We start from the raw sequence: 15,167 nt of genomic DNA, 5'->3' as shown, positions 1-15,167 counted from the left end.
CAATGGAAAATCAATTTCCCATTCAACAGTTTCTTGATCCTCAAGGAAATTGGATCAGTGAAAATCATCAAGAGCTTTTAACAGAGGAACGAACCAAAGAGTTTTACCAACAGATGATTCGAATTCGTACATTTGATCGAAAAGCGGTTAGCCTCCAAAGACAAGGACGGATCGGCACATATGCAGCTTTTGAAGGTCAAGAAGCTTCACAAGTCGGAAGTGCACTCGCGTTAAACAAAAAGGATTGGATTTTTCCGACTTACCGTGATCATGGTGCAACGATGACGTTCGGTCATTCACTTCGTAATGTATTGTTGTTCTGGAACGGACGAAATGAAGGCAACATTCCACCTGAAGGGCTGAACATTTTCCCACCTGGTATTCCAATAGCAACACAACTCCCTCATGCTGTAGGTGCTGCTTTTGCAGAAAAAAGAAAAGGTACAAAAAAAGCTGTAATTACGTATTTTGGAGATGGAGCAACATCTGAAGGTGATTTTCACGAAGGCTTAAATTTTGCAAGTGTATTTAGTTCACCTGTTGTGTTTTTTAATCAGAATAACCAATACGCGATTTCAGTTCCCATGTCCAAACAAATGAAGACAAAGACTATTGCTCAAAAAGGATTAGCGTACGATATTCCGAGCGTAAGAATTGATGGAAATGATGTGTTTTCCGTTTATGTACACACGCTTGAAGCACTTGAACGAGCTCGAGCCGGACAAGGACCAACGTTGATCGAAGCTGTTACTTGGCGTTACGGCGCCCATACAACTGCTGACGATCCATCAAAATATCGTGACCAACAAGAAAGCACCAATCGTCGTGAAGAATCGGATCCGTTACTAAGGTTGGAGCGTTGTATGAAACAAAATGGCTGGTTTAATGAAGAATGGGTGAACAAAATCACAAACGATGCTGTTCAAGAGGTTGAACAAGCAGTGGAAGAAATGGAAGCATACGTAAAACCTGATCCTGCAATGATCTTTGACTATGTGTATCAAGAAATTACACCATCTCTAGCCAAACAAAAGAAAGCACTTCTTCACATGCTAGGAGGAGATGAGCAATGACAACCACAGTCAAAACAAATTCACTAACACTTGTCACAGCGATAACTGATGCTCTTGCCGTCATGTTAAAAGATGACGAGAACGTTTTGTTATTAGGAGAAGATATCGGGAAAAATGGTGGTGTTTTTCGTGCGACGGAAGGCTTACAAGCTGAATTTGGTGAAGATCGAGTCATTGATACACCACTTAGTGAAGCGGGTTTTGTAGGTGCCGCAATTGGAATGGCTGCGAATGGCTTAAAGCCAGTTGTAGAAATTCAGTTTTTAGGTTTCATTTATCCAGCGTATGAGCAGTTAATGACGCATGCTGTACGTCTTCGCTCACGTACATTAGGGCATTATTCTGTTCCACTGGTCATTCGAGCACCCTATGGAGCTGGGGTGCGGGCACCTGAGATTCATTGTGATAGCACCGAAGCCATTTTTACTCATATGCCGGGAATGAAAGTTGTCTGTCCTTCCAACCCATATGATGCAAAAGGGCTTATGATCGCGGCTATTGAAGACCCAGATCCTGTTCTTTTCTTAGAGCCCATGCGTAGCTATCGAGCGGTAAAAGAAAATGTTCCTGAAGGGAAATATTCGATCGAAATTGGAAAAGGAAACAAGTTGGTTGAAGGTGATGACGTAACAATCATTACATGGGGAGCAATGGTGCCTGTTGTAATGAATGCAACGAAGAGGCTAAGAGATGATGATGTATCATGTGATGTCATTGATTTGCGTACCTTGTCGCCTTTAGATGAAGAGTTAATCGCAGAGTCTGTTCAGAAAACAGGCAGAACGGTTATTGTGCAAGAAGCCCATCCAACAAGTAGTGTCGCAAATGACATTATGTCTGTAATCAATGAAACGTGCTTTTTGTACCAAAAAGCACCCGTCGAAAAGGTGTCAGGTTTTGATACACCTGTCCCTTATTTCAGCTATGAAGATTTTTATCTACCTACACCTGAACGCGTCATACATGCTGTAACGAAAGTGATGAACTTTTAAGGAGGAGCGTCATGATAAAAGTGAAACTTCATGATATTGGAGAAGGAATGACCCAAGCAGACATTAACCATTTCTTCGTCGAACCAGGAGATGTCGTGAAAGCGGATGATCCTTTAGTCGAAGTTCAAACAGACAAAATGACTGCTGAGATTCCAGCGCCAACATCTGGTACGATCAAAGAAATTAAGGTGGAAAGAGGTTCTACCGTTGCCGTAGGAACAACGGTTATGATTTTAGAGCCCCAAGGGACATTTAGGACCACTCGTTCAATAGACAAAAAGGTTGAAAAAAAAGTTTCAAATAGGGAGGCAGAGGGGCAGTTTAAACCCTCTCATTCACCAAAAAGAATTCTAGCTGCACCCTACACACGAAAAATCGCACGAGAAAATGACATTAAGATTGAACAAGTCAACGGAACGGGTCCAGCGAATCGTATAACAGATGAAGATGTGTATTCGTTTATTAACGGGTCAAGTCAATCTGCCACTGATGTACCAATGGATGCTCCCGTTAAAACAGATGATCAAGCATCACCAAAGACGATCCCGTATAAAGGTATGAGAAAACAGATCGGCAAAAAAATGGTTCAATCGCTCTTTACGATTCCGCATTGCACGCATTTTGAGGAAATTGATGTGACTGAATTGATTTCACTGCGTAAGCAACTAAAAAAACAAGGAAAGTCAGTTTCTGCAACGATCTTCTTTATGAAAGCATTAACCATTTGTTTAAAAGAATTCCCTCTATTTAACGCTTCGCTTGATGAAGAAAACGAAACGATCTTTCTTTATGACGAGTGTCACATTGGATTGGCAACCGATACGAGCGAAGGTCTCATTGTACCTGTCATGAAAAACGTCGAGAAAAAATCGTTTGCCAAACTTCAGTTAGAAATGAAAGAGCTTATAGATAAAGCAACAAATCAATCACTTACACTACAGGAGTGCAAAGGCAGTACATTCACAATTAGCAATGTTGGACCATTGGGGGGAAGTACAGGTGCAACGCCAATCATTAACGCACCTGAAGTTGGACTCATGGCATTTCACAAAACGAAGAAGAGACCCGTCGTCAATGAGCAAGATGAAATTGTTGTTCGCTCTATGATGAACATTTCAATGTCGTATGATCATCGAGTTGTTGATGGAGCAAGTGCTGTGGCATTTACAAACAGATTTACTGAATTAATCGAAAACCCAACGCTGTTAGTAGTGGAGTTGATGTAATGGTTGTCGGAGAAATTGTTGAAGAAAGAGATCTTGTCATTATCGGTGGTGGTCCTGGGGGATATCATGCTGCAATACGAGCTGCACAGCTTGGATTAAAGGTAACGATCATTGAGAAAGATGACCTTGGTGGAGTCTGCTTAACAAAGGGGTGTATTCCTTCAAAGCTTTTTGCAACGTCTGCTGTGAAAATGGAAGAATTGAAAGACCTGAAAAAATTTGGAATTCATTTGGATGGAGCCCACTTCGACTTAGATGTTCTACATAAAGAGAAAGAATCAACGATCGACCAGCTTAAAAAGGGAGTTCAAGGACTCCTGCAATCTAATGACATCGAGTGTATTAAGGGCTCAGCTTATTTTTTATCAAATGATCGATTAGGTGTAGAGCATGAACATTCCTTTATGGTTTATCGTTTTACATCAGCAATTATTGCGACAGGTAGTACAAGAGAGGCAGTCCAAGCGGTTGATCATATACGGGTACTGGATTGTGAATCGATTTATACAGTAAAAGAAATTCCTAATCATCTGATCGTTTATGGGGATGATTATTTAGCTTTAGAAGTTGCCACAACCTTTCGTCAGCTAGGTTCTAACGTATCGATTTTGTTGTCTGAAGGTAAGCATAATTTTTCGTTCGATTCCTCGATTAATAAAGAATTAATGAGACAGTTGAAGAAAAAAGGGATTAAAATTTTAAAAGGAATGTCACTAAAAAGCGTGAATCAACAAGATGATGTGCACGTACAGACTGAAAATGAAAAGATGGAAGAGTCTACGCTCCAAGGGTCGCATATCTACCTAACGACAAAAACAGTTCCAAATACTACTCATCTTGGAATTGATCGGTTAGAGATGAAGAGAGATGAAAGCGATCATCTTGTAACGGATGAAAAATGTCAAACATCTATTAACGGGATCTATGCTGTTGGTGATGTGACAATGGGTCCAAGTTTAGCGGTTAAAGCGATCAAACAAGGAAAAGTTGCAGCAGAAAGCATTGCTGGTCATGCAACTGAGATGGATCCATTCTTTATACCAACAGTTATTCACACAAACCCTCCGATGGCGTTTGTGGGACTTACAGAAGAACAGGCGAACGAGCAATATGAGGAAGTGAATACTGCCGAATTTCCTTTAGGGGGGAATGGATTCGCAACAGTCATTGGCAAACGTGATGGTCTCGTTAAAGTGGTCATAGATGCAAAAACAGATCTTATTTTAGGCATTCATATGATCGGGCACGGAGCGGTTGAATTAGCTTCTACTTCAGCGTTAGCACTTGAAATGGTGGCTCGTACTGAGGATTTAACGTTTATGCACTACCCGCATCCAAGTATGAACGAAGGCCTTTTAGAGGCAGTGGAAGCATTGACAGGTAAGGCGATTCATCTATCTGCTAATAAGCAAGTGAAAGAATCGGTCACTTAATTCAATAGTTTACCTTAATCAATCGAACTTTGTTGATGATTTATATGAAATAAGAGATCAGAAAATTCGAAATATTTATGGACAAAGTGCTAATAGGGAGGAAAATACGAAGTGAGTATTTTAAGAGCAACGTCAAATGAGCTTGATGATCTGGCAGAACTTTTTGATTTATACAGAGTATTCTACGAACAAAAATCTGATTTACCTGGTGCAAGAGCTTTTATAAAAGAAAGATTAAACAACGAGGAATCAGTCGTTTTTATCGCTTTCGAAGAGAATGATCCAATAGGCTTTGTTCAGCTATATCCAACCTTTTCATCAGTAAGTATGAAAAGGACATGGGTGTTAAACGATTTGTATGTGAAAGAAATAGCTCGAGGAAAAGGGTTTGGAGAAAAATTACTACATAAAGCAATTACATTTGCAGAGGGAACGGGAGCAAAGGGAGTATCACTTGAGACAGATAAGGAAAACGTAATAGCTCAAAGCCTTTATGAGAAAGTTGGTTTTATAAGAGAAGCGAACCACTTTTATATTTTTCAAATTTAAAAAATGTAGGAATGTATATACGCCTGCTTTCGCTTTTGTTGCATCCAGCTCCGTGCCGTCAGGCGATCCGACTGCGGTGGTAAAGAACGCACTCCTCGCTGTCTCTCTTACGCCTGTCGGTCCTGAACGCTTACTTTTACTTTTATGCAGAACAGCGTTATAGCTTTACATGGTGCTCTTGAGGAAAGGTAGACTCTTTATTTATACTATAGTCAGAATAATTGAAATGAATTTGTTGAATGGAGGAAATTGAATGAAAAAAGAATCTGTAGCTATGGATCCACAAGTCCAAGATTTTTTTCCAGTTAAAGATGTAGATTATTTAGAGATGTATTCTGGTAACGCGAAACAATCCGCTCATTATTTCTGTACAGCTTTTGGCTTTAAGATCGTTGCATATTCTGGGTTAGAAACAGGTAACCGTGACACGGTTTCATACGTACTTCAGCAAAACAAAGTACGTCTTGTCATTACAGGATCATTAAATGATTCATCTGCCGTTGCTAAATTTGTAAAAAAACACGGTGATGGTGTTCGAGATATTGCTTTAGCGATGGACGATGTTGAAACGGCTTACGAAGAAGCAGTCTCTCGCGGTGCAATCGCAGTGAAAGAGCCATATGAAGTGGAAGATGGTCATGGTGTAGTGAAAAAAGCTGTAATCGGAACATATGGAGATACCATTCATACATTGATTGAGCGTAAAAACTATAAGGGTGTGTTTCTACCTAGCTTCGAAGAATATCAGTCATCTGCATCTATTCCGACTGTAGATGCAGGTATTATAGCGGTTGACCACGTGGTAGGAAACGTAGAGCGCATGCATGAATGGACTTCATACTATGAGAACGTAATGGGCTTTAAAGAAATGAGACACTTTACCGATGCGGATATTAATACAGAATACTCTTCGTTGATGTCTAAGGTTATGCATAATGGAGGACGTATTAAATTTCCGATCAACGAACCTGCTGAAGGAAAACGTAAATCACAAATCCAAGAATATCTTGAGTTCTTTAACGGACCAGGTGTACAGCATCTTGCTATTCTGACAGAAGATATTGTGAAGACAGTCGGAATATTGAGTGAAAAAGGTGTGGAGTTTTTGAATACACCGGCTAGCTATTACGATACACTGAGCGAACGTGTGAGTGATATAGATGAAGAGATTGAGAAGTTGAAAGAATTGAACATTCTTGTTGATGGTGATGATGAGGGATATTTATTACAAATTTTCACAAAGCCGATTGTAGACCGTCCAACTGTATTTATTGAGATCATTCAGCGCAAAGGGGCAAAGGGATTCGGTGAAGGGAATTTCAAAGCGCTTTTTGAATCGATCGAACGTGAACAAGAGCGTCGAGGTAATTTATAAGCATGAAAGAGAGGGAGGTTCATTCTCCCTCTTTTACTTGTCAGGGAGGAGAGACCTAGGGTGAATGTACCAATTAAAACGCGTGCTCAAATTGAATCCATCGCGCCATATGTGTTAGGACAATCATTAGAAGATATAAAACAAGAGCTTGGAATTTCTCATGTTTATAAGATGTCCGAAAACGAAAATACATATGGTAGTTCTCCTAATATTAAAAAATCGGTGATTAAATCTTTGGATAGTCTTCATTTATATCCTGATGGAGCTGTGCGAGAATTAAGAGCAAACCTTGCACATTTTTACTCAAAAGATCCGAGCGAATTTATTTTAGGAAATGGATCGGATGAATTGATCAGGTTGCTCACTCGAACGTTTATAAGTGAAGGTGATGAAGCGGTAATGGTCGATGTGACTTTTCCTCGTTATCAAACGAATGTGATAATCGAAGGTGGTACACCAGTCATCGTTCCACTTGTTCATGGCGTTCATTCGCTACAAAATATGAAAAAAGCGATTACTAATCATACGAAAATGGTGTTTATCTGCAATCCTAATAATCCAACTGGAACAATTGTAGGCAAAGATGAACTGCTAGACTTTATTGAATGGGTGCCAGCTAACGTCTTAGTCATTTTGGATGAAGCGTATTATGAATATGTATATACAGATGATTATCTAGAATCATTGCTACTTTTACATAAACACCCCAATGTTGTGGTTTTGCGTACATTTTCAAAAATATATGGTTTAGCAAGCTTGCGAATCGGCTATGGGATTGCCCATCCGATGATTATTGAAGAACTGTTGAAAGTGAAAGAAGTGTTTAATGCGAATGGTCTTGCCCAAATTGCGGCTCTTGCTGCACTGGAAGATCAAGAATTTATCAGGGAGTGTTCAGACAAAAACGCTTCAGAGCGTAAAAAAATGGAGAAAGCACTTGATCAACTAGGACTAACTTATTTTCCTTCTCAAACAAATTTCATTATGGTGGACACGAAGAAATCTGGTCAACACGTTGCATTTGAGTTGTTAAAAAGAGGGTTTATCGTTCGTTCTGGTCATTTGCTTGGGTACCCATCAATGTTTAGAGTCACCATAGGTAAACCACAAGAAAACGAAGCTTTTATTGAAGCATTAGCACAATGCATGATTGGAGAGGAGTGACGAAATGGACGTTCAACCTGGATCACTTCACTGGAAAGACGCGTACAAACTTATGATTGGGTCCATTTTGCCAAGGCCCATCGCATTTGTCTCCACAATCGATGCAAAAGGGGTCACGAATTTAGCTCCCTTTAGTTTTTTTACAGCGATTTCTGCTGAACCGATGATGGTGTGTTTTTCTCCGATGCGAAATGGTGAAAACGGTTCTAAAAAAGATACGCTCGTCAATATCGAACAAACAAAGGAATTTGTTATCAATATTGTGAGTGAAGAAATTGGCGAACAAATGAACCATTGTGCCACCAATTGGGCACCGGATATAGATGAATTTACAGAAGTCGGTCTAACGAAAATGGAGAGTGTAACTGTAAAACCACCTCGAGTAAAAGAAAGCAAGGTTCAACTTGAATGTGTACTGCATGAAGTTCTTCATTTTGGTGATCATCCTGGTGCGGGCAGTCTCGTTGTTGGAAAGGTCATGCATATTCATATTGATGATTTGATTTATTATGATGGCAAAATTGACTCCAAAGGCTTAAATCCAATCGGTCGATTAGCAGGACAAATGTATACGAAGGCAATGGCTGACACATTTGAAATTAAACGTAAAAAGGTTGAAAGGTGAGATCAGTATGAAATTTATTACCTTTCATACATTCGATAAAAAGAAGAAAGCTGGATGGATGCAAGAAGATAATCTAATCATTGATATGCATGCGGTGACAAGTGGTCAACTACCTTCAACTATTCTTGAACTAGTAGAAGGAATGGAAACATTCATGCCGTTAATTCAAAAATTTCCACCTTTTCAATATGGGGACAAAGGTGTTTACCTTTTGGAAGAAGTTCAGCTAGATGCACCGATCCCACGGCCAGTAAGCATTCGTGATTTTTATGCATTTGAAGCGCATGTGAAAACAGCTCGAGCTAGAAGGGGGCTTGGTGTAGTTCCCGAGTGGTATGACTTTCCGGTGTTTTACTTTACGAATCACATGTCGGTTACAGGTCCATACGATTTCATTGTACGTCCACCAGATTGTCAGTCGCTTGATTATGAGCTGGAAATCGCGTGTGTGATCGGCAAAGAAGGAAAAAACATTTCAGCAAGTGATGCAAAGAATCATATATTTGGTTTTTGCATCATGAATGACTGGAGTGCTCGAGATCTTCAGCGAGAAGAAATGAAAGTTGGATTAGGTCCGGCAAAAGGCAAAGATTTCGCTACTTCATTTGGACCATTTCTTGTGACGTTAGACGAACTAGAGAGTTTTAGGAAAGGAGAACAGTATCATTTAGAAATGATAGCTAAAGTGAATGGCATACAGCTTTCAAAAGGAAACGTTAAAGATCTATACTACACGTTTGGAGAGATGATTGAACGAGCATCCAATGGTGTGACGCTGTATCCTGGAGAAATGATTGGTTCAGGAACGGTTGGAAGTGGCTGTATCCTTGAACTAGGGGAGGAAGTGCACCCTTGGCTTGAGCCAGGTGATGAAATCTCATTATCTATTGTAGGGCTTGGAACATTAACGAATAGGATTATTGAAGAGAGAAGGGGTCAAAATGTTTTATCGTCAGTTAGGGAAAATTCCACATAAGCGCCATACGATGTTCAAAAAAGAAGACGGGTCCCTTTTTCGTGAGCAGGTAATGGGAACAAAAGGGTTTTCAGGTACGCAATCTATTTTATATCACCACTTTATGCCGACAGAAGTAGCGAAGTCCGAGTTAATCGGACCGTATTTGCCCGAGTATGAGGAAGAACAATCACTAAAACATCGCCATTTTTTAACGACTCGTCTACAAGAAAAAGGAGACGCGATTTCTGCTAGGGAGTATGTGCTAGGCAATGATGATCTATTAATTGGTATCATTCATGCTTCAAAACCAATGGAATCGTATTATCGCAACGGTGATGGAGATGAAATGTTGTTTGTTCATTTTGGCTCTGGGGTGATTGAAACAATGTTTGGAACGATCACGTACAAGCCAGGCGACTATGTGGTGATTCCGATTGGTACCATTTATAAAGTGATTCCTACTGAAGGTGAAGAAACGAAATTCCTCGTTGTTGAATCGTTTAGTCAACTGACCACTCCAAAGAGGTATCGTAATGAATACGGTCAGCTGCTAGAGAACAGTCCGTTTTGTGAGAGAGATATTAGAGGACCTGAACAACTCATCACACATGATGAGAAAGGTGAGCATGTTATGTTAACGAAGTCGCGTGGCTATATAAACAAACACACGCTAAACCATCATCCGCTTGATGTCGTGGGATGGGACGGTTATTTATATCCATGGGTGTTCAACATTGAAGATTTTGAGCCAATTACTGGGCGCGTTCATCAGCCACCTCCTGTTCATCAAACATTTGAAGGGCATAATTTTGTCGTATGTTCATTTGTACCGAGAATGTATGATTATCACCCAGAAGCGATCCCAGCACCGTATTATCATAGTAACGTGAATAGTGATGAGCTACTGTATTATGTGGAAGGAAACTTTATGAGCCGTAAGGGGATTGAGCAAGGATCAATAACATTACATCCGTGCGGAATTCCACATGGTCCTCATCCGGGAACAACTGAAGCCAGCATTGGTAAAACAGAAACACTGGAGCTTGCTGTAATGATCGACACATTCCGACCACTAAAAACGGTGAAAAAATCACAAGAGATCGAAGACACGAATTATATGTTTACATGGATGGAATGAAAATGAGTATAGAAAGAGAAGGGTTGATTGTAGCTCTTCTTTTTTTTGCTCTCCAAATGTGTGCTATAATTAAATCATTGATGCTACAGCGGTCATTCGGGAATATTGACATATTTTTGATACAATCAATTGGTCAACACAGATGAATGGCTAAGCAGGGAAAAAAGACAATCATTGAAGCTTTACGTTTCGTTCCATTGCTCAGCACAAAATAGTCGGAAATTGGAGGATGGACGATGAAAACATATAAAAATAAATTTATTGATGGTGAACGAGTATTACTAAATGGAAAAGTTGTCATAATTAAGCAATGGTCTTATGTAGCAAATATGAAACGTTATTCTTATATTATCGAAGAAGATTCGGTAACTTTTTACTTTGAAGAAGAGTTGAAAAAACTAGTTGAATAATGATGGATAAAATAAAAAGCTGCAGTCCCAAGTTAGAATGGAACTGTAGCTTTTTTAAAAACACTTCTTTATATTAAGAGCTGTATAAAAATAGATGAGCGAAAGAACCATTATATTGCACGAAATGAGCGGGTGTATAGGGTGAAAAGTCCATAATAAAAGCACTTCTTTTCATTATGAAATGATAATTTCTGTAATAATGTTATAAAAAATTCAAATTACTCCCCATATCCCGGGAATATGATAATTATTTTTTTCTTTACACCACTATGACGAATAGCACGAACACCAATTACAAAACAATATAATCTTGCATGGGTATAATCGCTTTTACCTATATATTGCATGAAGTTGCAAATTAATCTATTATGACTCTCATGCTTTCATAAAATAGTGGGTTCTACTTGAATATCCACGTTTCCTTTTAAAGCACGTGAGATCATGCAACTTTCTTCAGATTGATGCATATAACGAAGAATTTGTTCTTGTTTATTTGATTCTTCTTTCATGCGGACTGTGGGTCTATGTATTATTTTTTTGTATGTAATCACTCCTTTTTCTACTTCAACGATCCCTTCAGATTCAAGAGACATTTCTTCGACTTCAATACGCGCCCGTTCTAACTTAGCAGCGAGGGTGATGATGTAGCAGGTTGCTGCTGCACCTAGTAACATTTCATCAGGATTGGTCCCGATGCCTGGACCATCCATTTCTCTAGGAATTGAAACTTTAGTCGTTAGGTTTGTTGTTTTAATGGTTCCTACGTTATTTCGACCGCCAGGCCAATTGGCTTTTAACAAAAACGAATGTTGTGCCATAAGGGTACTTCCTTCCTATTAAAGGTTATGGTGTTAGTTTATCATGTCATATGAAATGAGTCATTTGTGGTCAACTATAGTAAAGATTTGATAGAGTTTCTAAGCTACAATTGTTCTTTCTATTCACATATTTGTTGAGTATAGGACTGTAAGTATGGTAATCTAATCAAACCATTTAGTCGAAGGGGAGTTACTCAAATGACCTATCCGAATACAAAGGAAACTGTAGAGGTAATAAAAGAACTTGTATCCATTCCAAGTCCTTCTGGACATACAGAAAAAGTAATTGAGCACGTTAAAGAATGGCTTTCTGCCCGGAATATTGCCTCTTATATAAATAATAAAGGAAGTTTATTTGTTACGATCAAAGGTCAAGATCATTCCAAGCAGCGTGTATTAACAGCGCACGTAGATACGCTAGGTGCGATGGTTAAAGAAATTAAACCGGATGGTAGATTAAAACTATCCATGATCGGTGGTTTTAGATGGAATGCAGTGGAAGGGGAGTACTGTTCGATTGAAACATCATCAGGAAAAATAATTTCTGGCACCATTTTAATGCATCAATCCTCCGTACACGTTTATAAAGATGCCGGTACTGCTGAGAGAAGTGAAAATAATATCGAAGTAAGAATTGATGAAGTTGTACATTCAAAGGAAGAAACGAAAGCATTCGGCATTGAAGTTGGAGATTTTGTTTCCTTCGATCCGCGAGTGGAGTTAACAGAAAGTGGATTCGTTAAGTCTCGTCATTTAGACGATAAAGCAAGTGTAGGTATGCTGATGAAAGTAATCGAAAAAATCACGAGTACAAATGAAACCATTCCACATACTACCCATTTTATCATTGCAAACAATGAGGAAATTGGTTATGGAGGAAATTCTAATATACCTGTTGAAACCGTTGAATACATAGCAGTTGATATGGGTGCTCTAGGTGATGGGCAATCATCGGACGAATTCACTGTTTCAATTTGCGCGAAAGATAGCAGCGGACCTTACCATTATGGATTACGTAAACATTTAGTTGCGCTTGCTGAAAAACACGAAATTGCCTATAAAGTAGACATTTATCCATATTACGGTTCTGATGCTTCAGCAGCCATTAAAGCAGGGCATGATATTAAACATGGATTGATCGGGGCGGGAATCGACGCCTCACACGCATACGAACGTACGCATGAGAGCTCGATTAAATACACAGAATTACTTATCTATCACTATTTAAAATCCGAAATGGTTCATTAATTGTGATTTTATACCGTTGCCACCTATCAAAGGATTGATTTTTATGAAAATAGAGTGTCAGAGCTATTCATCCTGTCATCCATCCGTTAAAATGAGAGGGTAAACAAGATTCTAATAAAAATTGTGAGGAATAACGATGAATACCTATGACCTATTAAAACCACTAAATTTAATAACCACAATTGGAACACTTCCACAGACAGTTGAGCATATTGAAGTGGACTCCCGTGCTGTAAAACCGGACTCCATTTTCTTTTGTATAAAAGGGCATACGACAGATGGTCACGATTACGCGCAAAATGCCATCTCTAATGGTGCAACGGTTATTGTTGCGGAAAAAGAGCTTGATGTTGATGTAGATAAAGCTGCATTAGTTGTGGTGAAAAACTCTTCAAAAGCGCTTGCATTTATTTCAAACCTATTCTATCAGCAACCGTCAAAAGACATGATGGTTTTCGGGGTAACTGGAACGAATGGTAAAACATCTGTTACGAACCTCATTCACCAATTATTACGTCATGGTGGTGAACACTCTGCCTTGTCAGGTACGATAGGTTTTGATTTGGATGGAACGTTATATGAAAGTGCAAATACAACAAGTGATCTTATCACGACTCAGCGCATGCTTGTCCAAGCAAAAGAAGCGCATGTATCAAACATGATATTTGAAGTGTCTTCACATGGTTTATTAGAAGGAAGGCTGTGGGGAGTAGACTTTGATGTTGTTACATTTACCAACTTGAGCCATGATCACCTTGATTTTCACGGGACAATAGAGCATTACGGTTATGCAAAAGGTTTATTATTTTCTCAACTTGGACAAGATCTATCCAAACCCAAATATGCTGTATTAAATCTTGATGATCAATGGTTTGACCGCTATTCGTATATGACACCATTTGAAGTCATTAGTTACAGCATGGAGCAAGATGCAGACTTTGCAGCAAAAGATATTCAATACTTAGACGATCGAACTCTTTTCCGTTTAGAGTCACCTGAAGGAACCTTTCAAGTAGAAACACAATTGCTTGGAACATTTAACGTATCAAATGTTCTTGCAGCGCTTGCGTCACTATATGCTAAGGGTGAAAGTGTTGATTCACTGATTGAACGTTTAAAAGATATTCCACCGATTTCTGGTCGAATGGAACGCGTTCAAACAACGGCACCTTTATCTATTTATATTGATTATGCTCACACGCCAGATGCGATTGAGAAATCAATTCAAGCTGTGATGCCATTTAAGAAAAATCGTATTTTATTCCTTGTTGGAACCGGAGGTAATCGTGATAAATCTAAGCGCCCAACGATGGCAGAAAAAGCTTCACTTGCAGATTACGTCGTCTTAACGACAGATGATCCCCGATATGAAAGCTACGACAGCATTTTAGCAGATTTAGAAAAAGGGATGAAGCATGATCAATATGCGTTAATTGGTGATCGTGAAGAAGCGGTCCGTCATTTGATGGAAATGGCAGAGCCCGACGACATAATCATTTTCGCAGGTAAAGGACATGAGGATTACCAGATCATCGAAAATACGAAATACCCGCACAGTGATCGTGAAATAGCTTTAGAAGTTATTGGTTCAAGGTTTTAACACAAAAGGAGCTTCCCATTTTTGGGATAGCTCCTTTTGAAATAATATTATATAAACATTCCTGCAATTGCTGCGGAAAGCATAGATGCAAGAGCACCGGCAAGCACTGCTCGAAGACCGAGGCGTGCTACATCAGGACGACGTTTTGGTGAAAGGTTACCTATGGAACCAAGTAAAATTGCGATTGATGAAATGTTTGCAAAGCCACATAATGCAAATGTAATGACGGCAACTGTCTTATCAGACAGCTGATCGATCATTGGGGCGAAGTTTGCATAGGCAACAAATTCATTAAGAACAAGTTTTTGTCCGATAAAATTACCAGCTTGAAAGGCTTCATTCCAAGGAATACCAATAGCAAAAGCAAGCGGTGCAAAAAGATAACCAAGAAGTAATTCAATCGACAGGTTTTCAAATCCAAAAATCCCACCGATACCACCTAAAAGCCCATTAAGCAGGGCAATTAACGCGATAAACGCAATCAACATAGCTCCTACATGTAAAGCGATTTGTAGGCCTGTACTGGCACCTTTTGCTGCTGCATCAACCACGTTTGCT

At 39.3% G+C, this 15,167-nt stretch carries 15 protein-coding genes; 13 read left to right on the top strand and 2 right to left on the bottom strand.

Annotation, left to right across the window (positions count from 1 at the left end; all coding sequences use genetic code 11):
- Positions 1-2: 2 nt before the first annotated feature.
- The 11 genes from pdhA to AB1471_RS06840 all read left to right on the top strand — a co-directional run bounded on the left by pdhA (position 3) and on the right by AB1471_RS06840 (position 10,943).
- A complete protein-coding gene (gene pdhA / locus AB1471_RS06890; protein ID WP_367779013.1) occupies positions 3-1,073 on the top strand; it encodes a pyruvate dehydrogenase (acetyl-transferring) E1 component subunit alpha in 1,071 nt (356 codons plus the stop codon).
- Entirely contained in the window at positions 1,070-2,065 is a 996-nt protein-coding gene (locus AB1471_RS06885; RefSeq protein WP_367779012.1) for an alpha-ketoacid dehydrogenase subunit beta, read from the top strand. Before pdhA ends, AB1471_RS06885 begins: the two co-directional genes overlap by 4 nt.
- 11 nt (positions 2,066-2,076) lie before the next feature.
- The gene (locus AB1471_RS06880) at positions 2,077-3,291 is read left to right on the top strand and encodes a dihydrolipoamide acetyltransferase family protein (protein WP_437342340.1); all 1,215 of its coding nucleotides are present in this window, start codon (positions 2,077-2,079) and stop codon (positions 3,289-3,291) included.
- Positions 3,291-4,724: a dihydrolipoyl dehydrogenase gene (lpdA, locus tag AB1471_RS06875; RefSeq protein WP_367779011.1), complete on the top strand. Its 1,434-nt coding sequence runs from the start codon at positions 3,291-3,293 to the stop codon at positions 4,722-4,724. The genes AB1471_RS06880 and lpdA overlap by 1 nt, the downstream gene beginning before the upstream one ends.
- A 111-nt stretch (positions 4,725-4,835) precedes the next feature.
- Positions 4,836-5,273 carry a GNAT family N-acetyltransferase gene (locus AB1471_RS06870; protein ID WP_367779010.1) on the top strand — a complete coding sequence of 146 codons (438 nt, stop codon included), beginning with the start codon at positions 4,836-4,838 and terminating at the stop codon, positions 5,271-5,273.
- 253 nt (positions 5,274-5,526) lie between these two features.
- Complete coding sequence (gene hppD, locus AB1471_RS06865) at positions 5,527-6,648, top strand: 4-hydroxyphenylpyruvate dioxygenase (RefSeq protein ID WP_367779009.1); 1,122 nt, start codon at positions 5,527-5,529, stop codon at positions 6,646-6,648.
- A gap of 60 nt (positions 6,649-6,708) precedes the next feature.
- Positions 6,709-7,812 carry a histidinol-phosphate transaminase gene (gene hisC / locus AB1471_RS06860; protein WP_367779008.1) on the top strand — a complete coding sequence of 368 codons (1,104 nt, stop codon included), beginning with the start codon at positions 6,709-6,711 and terminating at the stop codon, positions 7,810-7,812.
- A 4-nt stretch (positions 7,813-7,816) separates the two neighbouring features.
- A complete protein-coding gene (locus AB1471_RS06855) occupies positions 7,817-8,437 on the top strand; it encodes a flavin reductase family protein (RefSeq protein WP_367779007.1) in 621 nt (206 codons plus the stop codon).
- Positions 8,438-8,444: 7 nt separating this feature from the next.
- Positions 8,445-9,413, top strand: coding sequence for a fumarylacetoacetate hydrolase family protein (locus tag AB1471_RS06850; RefSeq protein ID WP_367779006.1), 969 nt, complete (start codon positions 8,445-8,447; stop codon positions 9,411-9,413).
- The gene (locus AB1471_RS06845; protein ID WP_367779005.1) at positions 9,379-10,533 is read left to right on the top strand and encodes a homogentisate 1,2-dioxygenase; all 1,155 of its coding nucleotides are present in this window, start codon (positions 9,379-9,381) and stop codon (positions 10,531-10,533) included. Before AB1471_RS06850 ends, AB1471_RS06845 begins: the two co-directional genes overlap by 35 nt.
- A 236-nt stretch (positions 10,534-10,769) precedes the next feature.
- Positions 10,770-10,943, top strand: coding sequence for a hypothetical protein (locus AB1471_RS06840; protein ID WP_367779004.1), 174 nt, complete (start codon positions 10,770-10,772; stop codon positions 10,941-10,943).
- A gap of 383 nt (positions 10,944-11,326) precedes the next feature.
- Here the strand turns inward: AB1471_RS06840 and AB1471_RS06835 are convergent, their stop codons facing one another.
- Entirely contained in the window at positions 11,327-11,761 is a 435-nt protein-coding gene (locus AB1471_RS06835) for an SACOL1771 family peroxiredoxin (protein ID WP_367779003.1), read from the bottom strand.
- Positions 11,762-11,959: 198 nt separating this feature from the next.
- Between AB1471_RS06835 and AB1471_RS06830 the strand changes: the two genes are divergently transcribed.
- Together AB1471_RS06830 and AB1471_RS06825 are read left to right on the top strand one after the other, a co-directional pair.
- The gene (locus tag AB1471_RS06830) at positions 11,960-13,009 is read left to right on the top strand and encodes a M42 family metallopeptidase (protein WP_367779002.1); all 1,050 of its coding nucleotides are present in this window, start codon (positions 11,960-11,962) and stop codon (positions 13,007-13,009) included.
- 136 nt (positions 13,010-13,145) lie between these two features.
- A complete protein-coding gene (locus AB1471_RS06825) occupies positions 13,146-14,609 on the top strand; it encodes a UDP-N-acetylmuramoyl-L-alanyl-D-glutamate--2,6-diaminopimelate ligase (RefSeq protein WP_367779001.1) in 1,464 nt (487 codons plus the stop codon).
- 47 nt (positions 14,610-14,656) lie between these two features.
- Here the strand turns inward: AB1471_RS06825 and AB1471_RS06820 are convergent.
- Positions 14,657-15,167: nucleoside transporter C-terminal domain-containing protein (locus AB1471_RS06820; protein ID WP_367779000.1), on the bottom strand; the 511-nt coding region annotated here is incomplete at its 5' end.

This window comes from Jeotgalibacillus marinus (genome assembly GCF_040801915.1).
Lineage (GTDB): Bacteria > Bacillota > Bacilli > Bacillales > Jeotgalibacillaceae > Jeotgalibacillus > Jeotgalibacillus marinus.
The sequence above is the reverse complement of the archived record's forward strand: the minus strand, read 5'-3'. Positions and strand labels throughout refer to the sequence as shown.

Excerpts from the sequence above, each read along its gene's own strand:
- AB1471_RS06885 (WP_367779012.1), top strand. The coding sequence starts at position 1,070 with ATGACAACCACAGTCAAAACAAATTCACTAACACTTGTCACAGCGATA.
- AB1471_RS06825 (WP_367779001.1), top strand. The coding sequence starts at position 13,146 with ATGAATACCTATGACCTATTAAAACCACTAAATTTAATAACCACAATT.
- pdhA (WP_367779013.1), top strand. The coding sequence starts at position 3 with ATGGAAAATCAATTTCCCATTCAACAGTTTCTTGATCCTCAAGGAAAT.
- AB1471_RS06845 (WP_367779005.1), top strand. The coding sequence starts at position 9,379 with ATGTTTTATCGTCAGTTAGGGAAAATTCCACATAAGCGCCATACGATG.
- AB1471_RS06850 (WP_367779006.1), top strand. The coding sequence starts at position 8,445 with ATGAAATTTATTACCTTTCATACATTCGATAAAAAGAAGAAAGCTGGA.
- hppD (WP_367779009.1), top strand. The coding sequence starts at position 5,527 with ATGAAAAAAGAATCTGTAGCTATGGATCCACAAGTCCAAGATTTTTTT.
- AB1471_RS06840 (WP_367779004.1), top strand. The coding sequence starts at position 10,770 with ATGAAAACATATAAAAATAAATTTATTGATGGTGAACGAGTATTACTA.
- AB1471_RS06855 (WP_367779007.1), top strand. The coding sequence starts at position 7,817 with ATGGACGTTCAACCTGGATCACTTCACTGGAAAGACGCGTACAAACTT.
- AB1471_RS06830 (WP_367779002.1), top strand. The coding sequence starts at position 11,960 with ATGACCTATCCGAATACAAAGGAAACTGTAGAGGTAATAAAAGAACTT.
- lpdA (WP_367779011.1), top strand. The coding sequence starts at position 3,291 with ATGGTTGTCGGAGAAATTGTTGAAGAAAGAGATCTTGTCATTATCGGT.
- AB1471_RS06835 (WP_367779003.1), bottom strand. The coding sequence starts at position 11,761 with ATGGCACAACATTCGTTTTTGTTAAAAGCCAATTGGCCTGGCGGTCGA.
- AB1471_RS06880 (WP_437342340.1), top strand. The coding sequence starts at position 2,077 with ATGATAAAAGTGAAACTTCATGATATTGGAGAAGGAATGACCCAAGCA.